At 45.4% G+C, this 16,045-nt stretch carries 11 protein-coding genes; 6 read left to right on the top strand and 5 right to left on the bottom strand.

What is annotated here, in order from left to right; all coding sequences use genetic code 11:
- Window positions 1–234: 234 nt before the first annotated feature.
- A complete protein-coding gene (locus QGP82_RS01855; RefSeq protein WP_499056830.1) occupies window positions 235–990 on the bottom strand; it encodes a MinD/ParA family ATP-binding protein in 756 nt (251 codons plus the stop codon).
- A gap of 81 nt (window positions 991–1,071) precedes the next feature.
- Entirely contained in the window at window positions 1,072–2,277 is a 1,206-nt protein-coding gene (locus QGP82_RS01860) for a PAS domain-containing protein (RefSeq protein WP_499056832.1), read from the bottom strand.
- A 150-nt stretch (window positions 2,278–2,427) separates the two neighbouring features.
- Between QGP82_RS01860 and QGP82_RS01865 the strand changes: the two genes are divergently transcribed.
- The 5 genes from QGP82_RS01865 (at window position 2,428) to QGP82_RS01885 (ending at window position 10,349) form a co-directional block, all read left to right on the top strand.
- Window positions 2,428–2,607: a hypothetical protein gene (locus QGP82_RS01865; RefSeq protein WP_163665557.1), complete on the top strand. Its 180-nt coding sequence runs from the start codon at window positions 2,428–2,430 to the stop codon at window positions 2,605–2,607.
- Between the two features lie 28 nt (window positions 2,608–2,635).
- Window positions 2,636–4,354, top strand: a complete 1,719-nt coding sequence (locus QGP82_RS01870; RefSeq protein ID WP_499056835.1) for a ShlB/FhaC/HecB family hemolysin secretion/activation protein — start codon at window positions 2,636–2,638, stop codon at window positions 4,352–4,354.
- Window positions 4,355–4,401: 47 nt separating this feature from the next.
- Entirely contained in the window at window positions 4,402–7,413 is a 3,012-nt protein-coding gene (locus tag QGP82_RS01875; protein ID WP_499056837.1) for a CHAT domain-containing protein, read from the top strand.
- A gap of 94 nt (window positions 7,414–7,507) precedes the next feature.
- Complete coding sequence (locus QGP82_RS01880) at window positions 7,508–7,864, top strand: slr1659 superfamily regulator (protein ID WP_163665554.1); 357 nt, start codon at window positions 7,508–7,510, stop codon at window positions 7,862–7,864.
- Between the two features lie 598 nt (window positions 7,865–8,462).
- On the top strand, window positions 8,463–10,349 hold the full coding sequence (locus tag QGP82_RS01885) for a calcium-binding protein (protein ID WP_499056838.1): 1,887 nt from the start codon (window positions 8,463–8,465) through the stop codon (window positions 10,347–10,349).
- Window positions 10,350–10,401: 52 nt separating this feature from the next.
- On the opposite strand, the gene QGP82_RS01890 is transcribed toward QGP82_RS01885, so the two are convergent.
- From QGP82_RS01890 to QGP82_RS01900, 3 genes are all read right to left on the bottom strand, one after another.
- On the bottom strand, window positions 10,402–12,039 hold the full coding sequence (locus QGP82_RS01890) for a mechanosensitive ion channel family protein (RefSeq protein ID WP_499056839.1): 1,638 nt from the start codon (window positions 12,037–12,039) through the stop codon (window positions 10,402–10,404).
- Between the two features lie 69 nt (window positions 12,040–12,108).
- On the bottom strand, window positions 12,109–12,714 hold the full coding sequence (locus tag QGP82_RS01895) for a slr1658 superfamily regulator (RefSeq protein WP_499056840.1): 606 nt from the start codon (window positions 12,712–12,714) through the stop codon (window positions 12,109–12,111).
- A gap of 19 nt (window positions 12,715–12,733) precedes the next feature.
- Window positions 12,734–14,749: a CHASE2 domain-containing protein gene (locus tag QGP82_RS01900; RefSeq protein ID WP_499056842.1), complete on the bottom strand. Its 2,016-nt coding sequence runs from the start codon at window positions 14,747–14,749 to the stop codon at window positions 12,734–12,736.
- Between the two features lie 448 nt (window positions 14,750–15,197).
- Between QGP82_RS01900 and QGP82_RS01905 the strand changes: the two genes are divergently transcribed.
- The gene (locus tag QGP82_RS01905; RefSeq protein ID WP_499056844.1) at window positions 15,198–15,911 is read left to right on the top strand and encodes a DUF928 domain-containing protein; all 714 of its coding nucleotides are present in this window, start codon (window positions 15,198–15,200) and stop codon (window positions 15,909–15,911) included.
- The last annotated feature ends 134 nt before the right edge of the window (window positions 15,912–16,045 follow it).

The following is a 16,045-nucleotide window of genomic DNA, read 5'->3' on the forward strand; positions in this document are numbered from 1 at the left end:
GGCGCACCACACGCTATCAAAAATCAATCCCTTTACCTCAATTGCCAACGTAGGAGTAGCGAATTCAACACCACGCTGATGGAGTTAAAGGCCATAAACCCACCCACCCAGATGATTTGGTCAAGCATAACTAGCTTGTGTTTCCGCAATCTCGGTGTGACATTGCACCGAGCAAAGCATTACAAAATGTGGGGCCAGTGCTGAGGTCCTTTGATATTGCCTCATAAGCGTACCCTAGGCCATCACCTGGTCAGCAACCTGTTTGAAGAGATTAGATAATGGATGCTCGGGAAAACGTAAATAGAACAGATCGCTACTAGCCAACTCCATCATTTCATCACAGTTAGGAAAGAGACCCGCCACATCAGTTTCATAGGTCTCGGCGATTTGCTGTGATAGTGCAGGAAAATCAGTGTTTTGTAGCACTCGGTTGATCACCATCAACATCTTCGGTACCTTTAACTTCCGAGAGAGATCGACCATCACTGCTGTACCTTGAAAGTCTTGTTTGTCAGGTCGCAAAACAATGACCAAAATGTTAGAGACTGCTATCGCCAGCAGTGTTTCTTCATTGAGTCCAGGATGGGTATCAATGAAGATATAGTCTAGATTTAGCTCTTTAACCAGATCTCGAAAGCCATCCCGTAGCAGCTTAACATCATATCCTTCCTGCAATACTCGCGTAATGTCTGCTAGCTCACTACTGGATGGGACTAGAAAAATTTCTCCTTGATTTTGTTTAACCTCAGGGGGGGTGATATCATGGGCGGCTTCGACGATGGTGCAATCTCCCCAGAGATAGTTATTTAAGGTCTGGTTCATCGTGTCTGGTTCAAGGCCAAACAAGATATGAATACCAGGTGACTGTATATCAGTATCAATGACAGCAACTCGGTGTCCGGTGCTTGCGATCACAGCTGCTAAATTTGCAGTTGTATTGGATTTACCAGTACCTCCTCGGTAGGAGTGAATTGCTACAACCTTAGCCATTTTATTAATTTTAAAATTAGGATAGTGCGTGTAGAAAAACTACCATAACTTATAAATATCCTGGGCGATTACGGCGATCTCTTAACAATCTTCCTCAGAAAAACGAAGGTTATCAGCCTCTGCCATTAAATACTGAAAGTAATCAGTCTGAGCAATCTTTTTAACTTCTCGGCGTCGTTTGGTTTGGTCAATCTCGATTTGCAGCTTTTTGATCTGTTGCTTTAAAGCGTCTTCCGCCTGTTTCCGTTCAGTAATCTCCTGAACAATGCCTTCATAGTACAAAACTTGTCCAAGGCTATCTTTTACCACTCGACTATTTTCTTCAATCCAGATTGTCCGACCATCCTGGCAATAGCACTGGTATTCAAATTCTTTTAACTGGCCCTTGATTCTAAGCGTTTTTTCATAGGTTATCTGTATCTGTGGGTCAACAAAGCGTTTTGCCCAGATCGAAGGCACCTGACGGATCATTTCGACCGGTGATTTATATCCATATATCCGGGCCATGGACGGATTGACTCGAATATAGTCCCCTGTGGATGTTGTTTGAAAAATGCCCTCTAAAGCATTCTCGAAAATACTGCGATACCGTTCTTCTGCCAGCTTCAGTGCTTCTTCTGCTTGCTTTTGAGCAGTCACATCTTGCATTGCCATGAGAATGGCTGGCTCATCTTTAAAAATAAACGGACATAGTGAAACCATCGCCCAAAAGTGCTCACCCTGTGCCCGCACACACGCTATTTCTCCTTCGAAAGTCTGTTGATTCAGTAATGCTGCAATGATTTGCTCACGATCGGCTCGATTTACATAAAAGTCTGTTGTTTTTCGACTGAGAATCTCTTCAAAGGAAATTCCTAGAATTTCACAGGTTTTAGCATTGGCATATAGAAATTTACTCGTTGCAATGCAACCAATGCTTAAGCCAACGGGCGAGGATTCTGCAATTAGCTGAAACTGTTCTGTAATCTGCTGTTTAGCGATGATAGCTCGTCGGTATAAATCAGACTCAACGGTCTCAGCATGAACTGTTGACGTTTCTAAAATCAGTTCTAAATCCTGTTTGTCTTCATAAACCTCAGCTAGAATCAAATCAGCATGCTCACTCACATTTTCCAGCATTACTTCGAGATCTGCTTTTTCTTGCTTGACTTCTAGCAGCTGATTATCGGAATGCTCACTAGCATTTTCCAGCATCACTTCGAGATCTGCTTTTTCTTGCTGTATTTTCAGCAATTGGTGTCGTAAAACTTTCAGCTGTAATTTGAGGTTATTAGTCTCTGACTCCATTGGCGATGAAGCTGCCGTAATTTAAGTCATGGATCAAGCAGCCATCATGACTAGAAGTACTATATCACCGCCCAATATCGATACATTTATCAAAAGCGCAATATCAAAAGAGTGTATCAAAAGGTAAAGCTTGCAAAGAGATGATTCAAGATGTCCCTCAAAAAAAGTCTTCGCGGTAAAATTAGCACCTGTCACGTGTTAAGACCGCATACTGTCCTATCTCAACTTTTTGCGATCGCTGAGGGGATGAGCCAGTCTAGCACCATTGCTATTCAACAGTATCCATATTCAATCCATCCCGAGGAGCAGCAATGCCAACTTTATTTATAAAGACTCTAGGTAAAAGCAATACTATAAAATGACCCTGCTGCGTGTTCCTATTTTTCATTGTCTACGGTTTTGCCTATCTATCTGGATGTGTGGTGTCTGTGGTGGTTTGATTGCTGAGTCAGTACTGGCCCAAACCCGATATGCCCAGAGTGAGTTTCCAGAATCGATTGATATACAGCCATTGCCAGCCGAGCGGATACTTGACATTCCGATTGATGTCGCACCATCCCCTGCTCTCCCAGGTACAGTGCCAGAAAGCATTGTGATCAGTACTTTTGAGGTTATAGGCAGTACAGTCTTTAGTGAGTCAGACTTAGCAACGATTACAGCCCCTTATCTCAATCGTCCTCTCACCCCAGCTGAGTTGTTTGAGGTGCGTTCAGCCATTACGCAGCGCTATGTAGATCAGGGGTATGTCAATTCCGGTGCTTACATTCCACCCCAAACGTTGACCGATGGCATTTTGCAAATTCAAGTGCTGGAAGGTCAACTAACAGATATCAATGTCGACATAGTTGGGAGATTATCCCCCAACTATGTTCGTAGTCGGTTAGCTTTGGCTGGGTCTACACCGTTGAATTCAGAACGTCTGTTAGACGGGCTACGGCTACTACAGCTCGATCCTCTAATTCAGAACATTACGGCTGAACTAGCAACGGGGACTGAGCCGGGCACAAGTATTTTAGATGTAGAGGTGACAGTAGCGGATACATTTGACGTCGAGCTACGCACAGACAACAATCGTTCTCCCAGTGTCGGCAGCTGGCGACGGGGAATTGCCCTAACTGAAGGTAATTTGCTGGGCCAGGGCGATCGCATTGAGCTGGAGTACCTCAACACTAGCGGTAGTGATGAAGTCAAACTGGACTATACATTTCCCGTCAATGCTCGCAACGGCACCATCGGCTGGCAAACAAGCTTGTCCGATAGCTCAGTGATAGAAGACCCGTTTACGGTCCTAGATATTCAATCAGAATCACAAACCTATGGGGTATCTTTTCGTCAACCGCTGGTACAGACTCCCAACGAGGAATTGGCGTTAGGACTGAGGCTGACACACCAGCGCAGCAAGACAGATTTTTTGAGTGACGTAATTGGTGAGTCTGTCGGCTTTCCTTCCCCTGGGGCCGATGCGGACGGGCGAACCCGACTGTCAGCTTTGCGTTTTTCTCAGGAATGGACCCAAACGGGCAATCGTGAAGTGCTAGCGCTGTTTTCTGAATTTAGTCTGGGGCTGGATCTATTAGAGGCCACTATTAATGACAATGCTCCCGACAGTCAGTTTTTTGCCTGGCGTGGGCAGGCCCAGTGGGTAAAGCTATTGGCTCCGGAAACTCTGCTGTTGCTCAAGGGCGGGCTACAACTGAGTGGTGATGATCTGCTGCCGCTAGAAGAATTTGGTCTTGGTGGACAGCAAACAGTGCGGGGGTATCGCCAAAATGTTTTGCTAACTGATAATGGATTTTCTCTGTCAGGGGAAGTGCGTCTGCCAGTGTTCCGTGCCCGTGAGATTAATGGACTGCTTCAGCTTGCACCCTTTGTAGATATGGGAGGTGGTTGGAATCATAATGGCACTAACCCAGATCCCAACGTATTGGTCTCAACTGGTGTAGGTCTACTGTGGCAACAGGGGGATCGCCTAACGGCTCGTCTGGACTGGGGGATTCCCCTGGTGGACATTGATAAACGAACATCGTCTTTGCAAGAAAACGGCCTTTACTTTGCCATTAACTATCGCCTTTTTTAACCGTTGTTCTTGACTATTGTTGCTAGATTCACGCTGGGTTTAATGCCATGGTTTCACTGAGTTTTCGGCCCCTGAAGCGATTATTTTTAGCCCCCTGGCAGCACCGTTGGCGGCGTCTACTTTTAGGATTTATGACAGCGTTGCTATGTGCTGTATTTTTGCCAGCAGGATTGGTCAGGGCAGATTTTCGAGGACCAAAGGAGCAGCTGCATGCAAACTCACAACAAAGTCGCGACCTGTTTGAAGCTGGTGCCTACAGCGAGGCAATTGCACAACTCCAACAAGCGGTTGAGCTTTACCAAAATAATGGTGACAATCTCAATCAAGCCCTGGCCCTAAGGAATCTAGCCTTTGTTTATCAACAGTTGGGGCGTTGGTCCGAGGCCAGACAGACGATTTCCAGGGGGTTAGAGGTCATTGATCAGCTACCAGCAGCGGAGCGCTCACCAATCTTGGCCAGGATTCTAGATATACAGGGCCATTTGTATCTCAGTCAGGGTAAGGCATTAGACGCTTTACAAGCATGGCAATCGGCCACTGAGATTTACGACCAACTGGGCGATGAAGATCGAAGGCTGCGTTCCATACTGACCCAGGCCCAAGCATTACAGGCTATGGGGCACTATCGACGTGCCATTGTCACCCTGAGTGATTTGACAGAGGCCCTCGCTGACCAGCCCGATTCCGAAATTAAGGCAACAGGACTGCAGATGTTGGGTGAAGCTTTGCGTGTGGCTGGCGATCTGGAACAGGCTGAGACAGCATTACAAACCAGTTTAAGGATGGCCCAACAATTGGGCCTATCGCAATTGATCGTAACCATTCAGGTGAGCTTGGGGAATACGGTTGAAGCCCGAGGACAGTTAGAAACTGCCCAGCAATACTATCAACAGGCTGTTAACCAATCGGCAGAACCCATTACTACCATTCAGGCCCAGCTGAGTGAACTGGCGGTTTTGATCAATACCCAACAATGGCAGCGAGCAGAATCACTGGCGCGACAAATTCAGCCATCACTAGAAGGGTTGCCCTCCAGCCAGGCCGTTGTCTATGCCAAAATCAACTTGGCAGAGAGTCGTCTCAAAATTAGCCAACGTAATGCTCGCTTAGAAAAAGTTCCAAGATACTTGGGAGCACCCCACTCAACAACCGTGCCCAGTACCTATACCCGCGATAATCTCGATTTGGTTGATTTGTTTATTGATCGCTCCATCGACTCTATCAAAGAGACTCCTTTAGCACCCGATAACGGGTTCGAAAGTAGGACTATCCCAGATGCATCAACCTACACCCGTAACAATCTCAATTTGGTCGAACAGTTTTTAGGAGGACGCTCATCTGCCACAACAGTTCGTGGACCAGCAACAGCTATTGATGCTGATACTTATACCCGTGATAATCTCAGTCTGGTCGAACAGTTTTTAGGAGAGAATGGGAGTGTTCCCCAGACAGCACCTGCATTAGAAGTACCCAGGCAAACACCGTCAGCCAATGCTCAAGCAGATATTATCCAATTGCTACAGCTGGCTCAAAAGGATGCTCAAGCACTGGGAGATTTACGCTCAGAGTCCTATGTCCTGGGTAGTTTAGGGCATCTATATGAACAGGCGCAACAGTGGCAAGAGGCCGAAGTTTTTACCCAAAAGGCGCTGCTGATTTCCCAAAGCCTGGATGCCCCAGAAATTTCCTACCGTTGGCAGTGGCAACTAGGGCGGATTTTCAAGGCAAATATTCCTCAAAGCAGTTCCAAACATCCCCAAAACCCCAACTACACTAAAGCCGTTAAGGCCTATAGTGAATCGATCAAAACCCTACAACTGCTGCGTAGCGACCTGGTCTCGATCAACCCTGAGGTGCAAACGGCTTTTCAAACTGGTGTGGAACCGATCCATCGTGAACTCGTTAGCCTACTGCTGGTGGACACAACAGTCCTACCTGAAAACCTTGAAAAGGCAAGGACTGTAATGGAGTCTCTACAGCTGGCAGAACTCGATAATTTCTTTAGGGAAGCTTGTCTATCGGCTAACCCAGTGCTGATTGATCAAATAGATCAACAGGCAGCCGTTGTCTATCCAATTATTTTGCCGGAGCGACTGGATATAATTGTGCGCTTACCTGGTCAATCTCTTCGCCATTACAGCAGCACTGTCTCTGAGTCCCAATTAGAGGCGACCGTGTTAGACCTACGACAAGCCCTGGTTCAAAGGACCAGTCAGCGCTATTTGGAGCTTTCTCAACAGGTATATGATTGGCTGGTGCAGCCCTTGAGCACAGATTTAGAAAATAGCGATGTCAATACCCTGGTATTTGTCTCTGATGGGGTCTTGCGAAATGTACCCATGGCGGCACTCTACGATGGTCAACGGTACTTGATGGAACGCTATGCCATTGCCTTGCCTCCAGGACTGCAACTGCTAGAGCCCACCCCAATTAAGCCTCAGAATTTGGGAGTACTCGCCGCTGGTTTGACAGAAGCACGTCAGGGATTTCCTTCACTGCCTAACGTGGCCCCTGAAATTGCCGAAGTTGAAGCCAAGCTCTCTGCCCAAAGGACCTTGCTCAATCAAGACTTCACCCGTGACACCTTTGCTAAGGCCATTCGGACAGCCAATGCACCGGTGATCCACTTAGCTACCCATGGTCAGTTTAGCTCCAATTTTGATGAAACCTTTATATTGACCTGGAATGACCGACTGAGTGTGCATCAACTTCGGGATCTCTTGCTGACCACTGGCTTAGACCAAACAACATCATCTGATGTCGTGGAGCTACTGGTGCTGAGTGCCTGTGAGACTGCTATTGGTGATCAGCAGGCAGCATTAGGATTAGCCGGTACTGCAGTCCGTTCCGGTGCAAGGAGTACCTTAGGGTCTTTATGGCAAGTCAGTGACGAAGCAACCGCTTTGCTGATTAGCCGGTTTTATGATGAGCTGATTTCTGGTGAAGTGACCAAAGCAGAGGCATTACGTCGTGCTCAGCTCTCAATTTTAGAAATTCCTCGCTTTCGACAGCATCCCTTTTTCTGGGCTCCCTACGTTTTGGTGGGTAACTGGTTATAAGAAGCTGTGAGCCGTTTGCTGCTACGGCTCAATTGCTCAGCTATGATTGATAGGCTGGATATCTACCCCAAGGGCAAAGTTTTGGAGAGCGAACATGGAAATAAAGGGTAAGGAGTATGAGGTTGTCTATGAGCAAGCGATTTCAACCGTAACTTTCAAAGGCGAACTAGCTCTGATGGGCATGGGGGAGTATCCACCAATTGCAAACTTGTTAGAGCAGTGTCTAGAAGATGCGACGAGCCAGGAACCCAGCCAACTGACGCTGGATCTGCGGGAGCTTAAATTTCTGAATAGTTCTGGCATTAACGTTATTTCGAAGTTTGTTATCAAAGTTCGTAGATCAGCTAAAGTTGCTATGACGATCAGGGGCTCTGACACGATTCCCTGGCAGGCAAAGTCTTTGGTAAATCTGAAGCGCCTGATGCCTGGGATGATTGTGGAGTTAGGCTAAAGAATACTCTTTAACTCTTTCTACTTAAGACACAATAGGGCTTCGAATCATATTTTTGGATAAGTCCAAGAGGTGATAGGGGTGTATTGTTCAGTAATCGGCTATAAATGAACAATATCTCTTTTATTAAAGTAATTGCATAGGTTTTGCCTGTCCTATCGCCTCCTTAATAGATTTTGGATATCCTTTGTACCTGTAGCTATGAGGACCAGTTGCTACAGGAGAGTAATCAATATTGTAATCAGGGACAACGATATTCAATGTACCTGGAATCAATCATTAATTTTTGCGATTAATTGCTAGAGCAGAAATAAAGCGTGATAAATAATAATCAATGCCTTTGCCTTTATGTTTAGTAGATAATATTGTTCTTGTAGAACTATTTAGGCAATGGTTATAAACCTTGTTCAAGGTCATAACCGAGGGTTTTCCGCAGAGAAAACTCAAGGTTTTAGTTTGGACGTGGTTTAGCATAAAAAATCTTCATCCTGTTCCCGAAATTTTGGGCCTGGTGTTGAATGGCCGAAGAAAATTCAAAATTGGGGACAACTTTAATAGTCATAGAAAAAGTACCTAGCGGGGGTCATCTACTCAAATCATGCTTAATCGCACATCTGAGCAACAAATGCACCGCATTCGGTGGATGCTCACCATCGGCTGGTTATTGATTATCTTTTCTCTCTTTTATGATCCTCTAACGTCGTGGTTGACTGACCCAGCTAATACCATTAGTCCAATTCGTCTTGATCCAACTGTCTGTGTCAAGGTGCAAGGGGACTGTTTAGTAGAACAGCCCTATCCTATTGGCGCAAGAGTATTTTGGGCAGCTGTTGTGCCTGCAGGTATTTTTATTCTGTTTATACTTGGCCATGAGTTCTGGCGACGGATTTGTCCCCTTAGCTTTCTCTCACAGATTCCGCGTGCCCTAGGATTACAGCGGTATCGGATCCGAGTAAATGCAAAAACAGGTAAAACCCGTAAAGAATTGGTCAAGGTGGCTAAGAATTCCTGGTTGTCGAAAAATTATCTTGCCCTACAATTTGGATTATTTTATCTGGGTTTATGTACCCGTATTTTGTTTGTCAATTCTGATCGCCTTGCCCTTGGCATATTTCTCGTAGCAACCATTATTGCCTCAATTTACGTAGGCTACTTATTTGGAGGCAAAGCATGGTGTCAGTATTTTTGTCCAATGGCTCCAGTTCAAAAGATTTACAGTGAGCCAAGAGGATTGTTGAATAGCGCTGCCCACGTTGATGATCGTCAAAAGATTACCCAGTCGATGTGTCGCACGGTTACTCAAGAGGGTAAGGATAAACCGGCCTGTGTGGCCTGCCAAGTGCCTTGTATTGATATTGATTCTGAACGTTCGTATTGGGAATTAATTACCCGTCCAGATCAACGCTGGCTATACTACGGTTATTTCGGCCTTACTGTTGGCTTCTATGTCTACTACTATCTCTATGCTGGAACTTGGGATTATTACTTTTCTGGTGTGTGGACCCATGAAGAGCAGCAACTAGCCACACTTCTCAATCCAGGATTTTATATTGCGGGTCACGCAATTCCCATTCCTAAGTTAATAGCTGTACCCCTGGCATTAGGGAGCTTTGGTTTAGGTAGTTACTGGATTGGTGATCAATTAGAGAAACGTTTAAAGGCCTATTTTCTGAAACGGAAGCGGCCAACGAGTATAGAACTCATTCGGCACAAGATGTTTACGTTCTACACATTTTTGGTTTTCAACGTATTTTTTATGTTTGGGGCGAGGCCTAATTTACGCTTGTTGCCGATTCCTGGTCAGTATCTGTTCACGTCAGTCATTGCTATTTCTAGTGGTTTATGGCTGTATCGTACATGGCCACGGACACCGGCTTTATATCAGCGTGAGGGGCTAGCCAGTCGATTACGGAAACAGTTACGCAAGCTCAATCTAGATGTGGGTAAGTTTTTAGAAGGGCGTGCTCTGGATGACCTGAGCGCGGATGAAGTATATGTGCTGGCAAAAGTCTTACCTGGCTTTACCCATGACAAACGATTGCAGGCGTATCGGGCTATTTTGCAGGAAAGTCTAGAAGAGGGTGCAATGACCTCAGTCACTAGTTTGGATCTACTCCAAAATATGCGACGGGAACTAGAAATCACTGATGAGGAGCATGGTGCTTGTTTAGCAGATGTTGGCATTGATGATCCGGACTTGCTAAATCCCGATCGTCAGCAAAGTCGAGAAGATTGGCTGCGCCTGGAGGGGTATCGCCTGGTGCTGGCGAAAGTTTTTGGCGATCGCAGACGCCCAGCTCAGGGATTAGGTGCAGATTTGCTGGCTGTGGCCGGTGATCGAAAATCCCTAGACTCAGTTCAAGATCTATCCTTAGATGCACCGGATGAGGCACTGTCGTTAGAGGATAAAAAGGTAATTCAGCAGAGTCGAGAGGACTATGGGATCACCCCCGAAGAAGAAAATAAGCTGATGAGTTCCTTATAATCTTGGCTATTTGTGCTTCTTCTCTATGTTAGGGACTATATGTCGGGGACTATTAAGCCTGGCCACGACAATCATCTTTTAGATGATGCATAATCTCGCGATGGATATCGCTGTTAACACGAGTACCTCGCTCCCCATCTTCTAGACGGATATCATCAACGTAATAGTTTAGGGTAAATCGGATATAGGTATGTCCTTCATCCTTCACCACACGTTCCATGCGCACCTCTGGTTCATGCCATGAGCTACGAGCTTGTTTAAAGCGATCTCGTAACCATCGGACTAGCTCTTTGACATAATCATCTAATCGAGTTTCTTCTTGAAGTGGATTTAGAATCTTTTGATGGAGCTTACGTGTGCGCCGTTTTAGCAGCTCAATTTTGCGTTCCCAAATTTCCAGCAATACATATTCATCCTCATCAGCCATGTTCGGGTCGCCCAGCCAAATGCGATACCACTTGCGCACTAGATGGATCAAGGAGTCAGGGTCTTTCGTTTCTCTGATTACAAACTTAGGCTGAATATGCTGCAAATTAAGAAATGACTGTTTACGCGTTGTTTGTTTAACGACCGTAAGACCCATCAGTTTTAGAATGTCATCATACTCAGTTTGTACCGTGTCAATTTCTTCCTGGGTTAGTCCGCCTTGTTCCACAAACTGTAACGTGATCATCATAGCGTTTAAGGCATCTTCAACCTCTTCTAATTTGTTGTTGACGGCATATTCAGCTAAGAGTCGCTGTATTCCATTTTCCTTTTTTTGGGCGAATTCATTTTCCCAGCCATAGTAGTTCTTGAGACAGGTTAGCTTAGACTCAATGTTACCTACAGTATCCGGGTGGGCCAGGAGGATCTCCTGCATAATCTTTTTGGCATGCTCCAGGTTACACTGTGGGTTGAATTCAATCGGTGTTGAGAAAAAAACAGGTTCAATGGGACGGCTCAAATTGGTGATTTTGTGACTTTGCATCACGCTGTTGGGAATGTAGACCTCTGTGTGAAGTTCAAACATGTAGATGTGGGTAACACGCACTCCAATTTTTCGCAGAATGCCCAAATGGCTGGACCCTTCACTACCGCTTTCTATGCGGAGTACATCACCGAACCGGAAGGGACTATCTATCAATAGGGCAATACCACTAAAAAAGTTGGCTAGAATGTCTTTAACTGCAAAGCCAATGATAAAGGCACTACCCCCTAGGGTTACCCAGGCACCGGTTAAGTTTAAGCCCAAACAAAGCTGTAAAATAAGGGCCCCACTCATTAAGATAATCATGACTGGAACAATTGCTTCTAGCAAGGGGAGTAGCACTTCATCCCACATTACCTCAGTGGTTTCAGCATAATCTTTGAGGTAATAGATCAGGACTTGTTTGAACAGGCGCAAGCACCAATAGCTGATGGTTAAAATGATGCAACCTAGCAGTAGACGCTGTAACCAATCAACAGTAGCCAAACTATTGGAATTTTGGGCTATCATTGCCAGGCCGAGCAGTACAAACAACGTTAAGCCTGGATAGGCAGATACATTCAGCGTTACCAATGCTATATCTCGCTCGAATCTGCGAAAATAAGACCGTAGCAGATGGAACAAGATCACATATAAACCGATTGCACCAAAGACGGTGATAACTAAGCTAAGAGCAATATAAAAGATATCTTGCAGGTAGTGATTTAACCGAGCTATCATAACATCGCTTATGCACAAGTATCCGTGGGCTACTCAGGGTGAGTATATAGTCTTAGTGCCATAAATATTCTAGTCATATAGTAGCTGGGCCATAGTGGTCACCAGGAAGCAGTCTGATTCTGGTGAATTTTGCTCAATTTTCCAACCCAGTTTTGTGTTGTAATTAATCAAGATAGTAATAAAACCGAGGCCAGAACTGAGGGCGTTTTCATGGTCTAAGTTTTTCTCCAGATGTTCTACGTATAGTTCGGTCAGATCTAATGTTGTGAGATCATGAATTAGCGACCTAAACGAGTCGATGTTATTGATGTGGGCAGTATTGGTAACCGTGATAATTAACCGATCAGAATAGTAGTATAAGGCCATCTGTACAGGTTGTTGAGCTGCTGTACAAGAGAATTTAAATGCATTCTCCAATAGCTCATTGGTAATGTATCGAGCTGCATCAGTTATTTCCGTGCGTCGGTGCAGCTGCTCAGATCGAGCGTTTTCAACTGGGAAAAAAATTGATATGTATTCTGAAACGAATTTGGCGGATAGATTGCTATTGGGCCAAAACTTTCGCTGTTTTACTAGTTCTACCGGAAAATCGATTTTGACACATAGATTCTCGTTATGAAGCTCGCTAGCGAACTGGCCAAATGACTCAGACATTGATGAAGTGGGTGAAGCCATAGTTTCAGGTCTCTCCCATCTATCTTTTCTTGAGGATTAGTAGCGTAATGTCATCTAAGATTTTCTGCTGACCAATATGATTGGCCACATCTTGAATAACAGCTGCTCTAATTTCTTGTGCCGTTCGCTGATAATTGCTCATAATGACATTACACAGTCGGTTTAGGCCGTAAAACTCTCGATCTATATTTCTCGATTCGGTAATCCCGTCAGTGTAGAGTACCACTACGTCGTTGGTCTCTAAATGAATTTGAGTATGTGCCAGAAAATCGTCAATGTCTTCTTCGAGGGCAATGGGAAAGCCTAAATTAACGGTATCAATTTGTTCCAGGGAGCCATCGGCACGAACAATTAGCACATCTTCATGTTGACCGCTCAGGTATAAAGTGCCTTGTTTATAGTCCAATAAACTAAGGGTCATGGTTTTATCGGAATTGATCCGCTGCACATTGTGATAAATAGAACGGTTAAGGGCACTTAGAAACTCTTCAGGTTTGGTTTTGCCACTTTCTAATAGGGTTCTAACAGCGGTCTGCACCATAATCATGATTAATCCGCTTTCTAAACCATGGCCAGTGACATCACCAATCCCAATTTTAAGGTGTCCATTGCTATCTGATATGACGTCGTAGTAGTCCCCTCCCACATCATCACAGGGGTCCATGTACCCAGCAATATCTAGATCTTCAATCACCTGCAGTTCACGCTCAGGTGGCAAAATCATTTTCTGCAGACGGCGGGTGATGTCGAGTTCAGTTTGAATGCGCAGGTTTTCTGCCTTAAGCTTTTGGTTGAGAATAGTGATAGTGGTAGAGGCGGCCGCTCCCAAGGCTATAATCGGTGGTACTAGGGGAACCCACCCGCCTCGGAGCATGAGCAAAAAACAAAAAACGTAGAGACCAATAGCTACGCCCAACACCGCTAGGCTCAGTCGCCAGGGATGGCGAATGTACCAGGCTAGGATGCTGCCAACACCGGCCCAGACAACTACCCAAAGGGCTTCAACGGGAGTATGCCAAACCCAAATTAGCGGTCGCTGATCTAAAACGGCGCTCAAAATTTGGCTGGTGGACTGGGCATGAATTTCCACTCCAGGCATCTTTTGATCATCGCTTAGGGCCTGACTATAGGGGGTATAAAAGTCATCCCCTGCTTGAGGGGTCAAGTAGCCAATGAAAACGATGCGATCGCGAATCCAATCAGGGTCAACTCGGTCTGCCAAAACGTCCTCAAGGGTGACTTGTCGAGCAGAATTCTGCTCCGAGCGGTAGTTGAGCATAACCTGATAGCCTGCCGTATCTACCGTTTGATAACCGCTAAACTTAGATGTCAGTCTAGGAAAGGTTGTATTGCCTAATCGAAACTCTCCACGGTCAGTGAATTCTGGCTGGATGTCTTCATCGAGTAGGTAGTAAAAAGCAGTGCGTAGCCCTAGAGAGATAATGATTTCAGGACCGCTGCAAAGATGTCCTGGTTGGTTGGCCAGTCCCCCAGCAGGTGCAGGCGGAGTCATCCACAACAAGGTGCGTCGTAGCACACCGCCCGAGTCAACCACCAAATCTGCAAAACCAACAGATTCTTTGATGACACCGGGGGGGGGAGGTACCCCCAACGACTCTTGGTTACTAGCTTTGCAAACAGTAACAATATTTTCACTGGAGGTTAACCTCTCAAGCAATGCTTCTCGGCCTGGTTCTAAGGGCACATCGCGCATGATGTCCAGACTAATCACACGGGGAGAGTATTGTTCGAGCTTGGCTAAAAGTTGGTCAACTGTTTGATCTGCAAGGGGCCACTGATTCAGCCTCTGAATATCTTCTTCTGTAACCCCGACGATCAGCATTCTAGGATCTATACTTTCCTCGGGACGTAGACTCATAAAATGGTCATAGGCCCATAACTCTAATTTTTCGAGGCCTCCCAGGTGTCGAATCGCAAGGATAGACGAGGCAACAATTAAGCTGGTTAGCAGAACAGGCTGCCCTAATTGGATTAAATGCTTGGACAGTGGACGATCACGACCTTGCTTAACCAATGGCAGACGGCTCAATATTGTTTTTAGACCCTGAATAGGATATTTGAAGCTAACCAGTTTGATTCTCAATCCTCCTAATAGGTGTATTTAAGCTGTGCCGCCATTAAACTAGAATAAACTTGTCTATTACTATGAAGCTCTTGGTACAGTCTATTTCCCTTTAAGGATTTACAGGCCCTGGCTGACAAATTATTTCAAGTTATTCTGACGTTTGTGTAGACAGCACAAGATAACAAGACTATCCTAAAATTAATATTAGTTGATTTACAGAAGATTCTATTGCTAAACGCATATTAAGCTTTTTAGACCACATTTGTTACCGATGGCCAATATTTGCCAATGAAGAGGTTACAAAAGGTTGTTTTAACTCAGTTAGGAACTATATTCCCTGTTAGGATTTCTCCAGCGCTTTTAACTCTCCTGAGTGTAACTATTTGAACTTATCGATATGAATCGTATGCTGCTGAGTAATCTGGGTGCTTATCTGATAGGGGTAACCCTTGGCCTGTCCATTACAGTTGGCACGATGACGCCTGCATGGGGCCAGAGACGTCTAGATTTTCAGCCTACTCAGACGGGAGCCCCAGGGAATCGTGAGTCAGGTGCAAATCGTAGCGGGGCCTGTGCTCAGAGCGAGCAAGGGCTAGTAGCGTTGATGCCGGACAATAATCTGGCGCAAACTGCTGCATCTCATCCAGTTGTGTATGCTTATTTCCCGGCAAGTACAGCTCAGTTTGCAGAATTTACTCTTTATGAAGAAGGTTCTGACGAACTAGTTTATGGAGCATTATTTAATGTTACTGGCAACTCAGGTTTAGTCAGAGTTGACGTACCCGCTCGGGCCACAGTGTCACCATTGCGGACAGGACAGCGCTATTACTGGTATCTTTCGTTAATTTGTAATGTTCGAGAGCGCGCTAGCGATATGACTGTGCAGGGTAGCTTTGAGCGTGTTAGTGGTGGGAATGTAAATCAGCAACTGCAAGGTACTTCTGTTAGTCAGCAGCCATTTGTTTATGCAGAAGCAGGACTATGGCCAGAAACCTTAAATAGCCTCATGGAGGCGAGCCGGACTAACCGTGCGACTGCTGAGCAAAATCTTAAGGATCTGTTGCAATCGGTGGGCTTAGAAACTCTGGCGAATGAATCATTACTACCTTAAAGCATGGGTAATTGCTCAACTCCCCCCGCTGGGGATGGCAACCATAAGAAAATATCGTAGTGTAGAAGGATGCAAGACCTTCCTGACCTAAGTGACCTAAGCCCTGAGGCAAAAGATGCCTTGATACGAGTGTT

Source organism: Leptothoe sp. LEGE 181152 (assembly GCF_032906605.1).
Classification (GTDB): Bacteria; Cyanobacteriota; Cyanobacteriia; order Phormidesmidales; family Phormidesmidaceae; genus Leptothoe; species Leptothoe turfae.

What these genes read in the sequence shown, in the direction of transcription:
- QGP82_RS01890 (WP_499056839.1), bottom strand. Translation starts at nt 12,039, where the DNA reads ATGATAGCTCGGTTAAATCACTACCTGCAAGATATCTTTTATATTGCT.
- QGP82_RS01895 (WP_499056840.1), bottom strand. Translation starts at nt 12,714, where the DNA reads ATGGCTTCACCCACTTCATCAATGTCTGAGTCATTTGGCCAGTTCGCT.
- QGP82_RS01880 (WP_163665554.1), top strand. Translation starts at nt 7,508, where the DNA reads ATGGAAATAAAGGGTAAGGAGTATGAGGTTGTCTATGAGCAAGCGATT.
- QGP82_RS01905 (WP_499056844.1), top strand. Translation starts at nt 15,198, where the DNA reads ATGAATCGTATGCTGCTGAGTAATCTGGGTGCTTATCTGATAGGGGTA.
- QGP82_RS01885 (WP_499056838.1), top strand. Translation starts at nt 8,463, where the DNA reads ATGCTTAATCGCACATCTGAGCAACAAATGCACCGCATTCGGTGGATG.
- QGP82_RS01855 (WP_499056830.1), bottom strand. Translation starts at nt 990, where the DNA reads ATGGCTAAGGTTGTAGCAATTCACTCCTACCGAGGAGGTACTGGTAAA.
- QGP82_RS01870 (WP_499056835.1), top strand. Translation starts at nt 2,636, where the DNA reads ATGACCCTGCTGCGTGTTCCTATTTTTCATTGTCTACGGTTTTGCCTA.
- QGP82_RS01865 (WP_163665557.1), top strand. Translation starts at nt 2,428, where the DNA reads ATGTCCCTCAAAAAAAGTCTTCGCGGTAAAATTAGCACCTGTCACGTG.
- QGP82_RS01860 (WP_499056832.1), bottom strand. Translation starts at nt 2,277, where the DNA reads ATGGAGTCAGAGACTAATAACCTCAAATTACAGCTGAAAGTTTTACGA.
- QGP82_RS01875 (WP_499056837.1), top strand. Translation starts at nt 4,402, where the DNA reads ATGGTTTCACTGAGTTTTCGGCCCCTGAAGCGATTATTTTTAGCCCCC.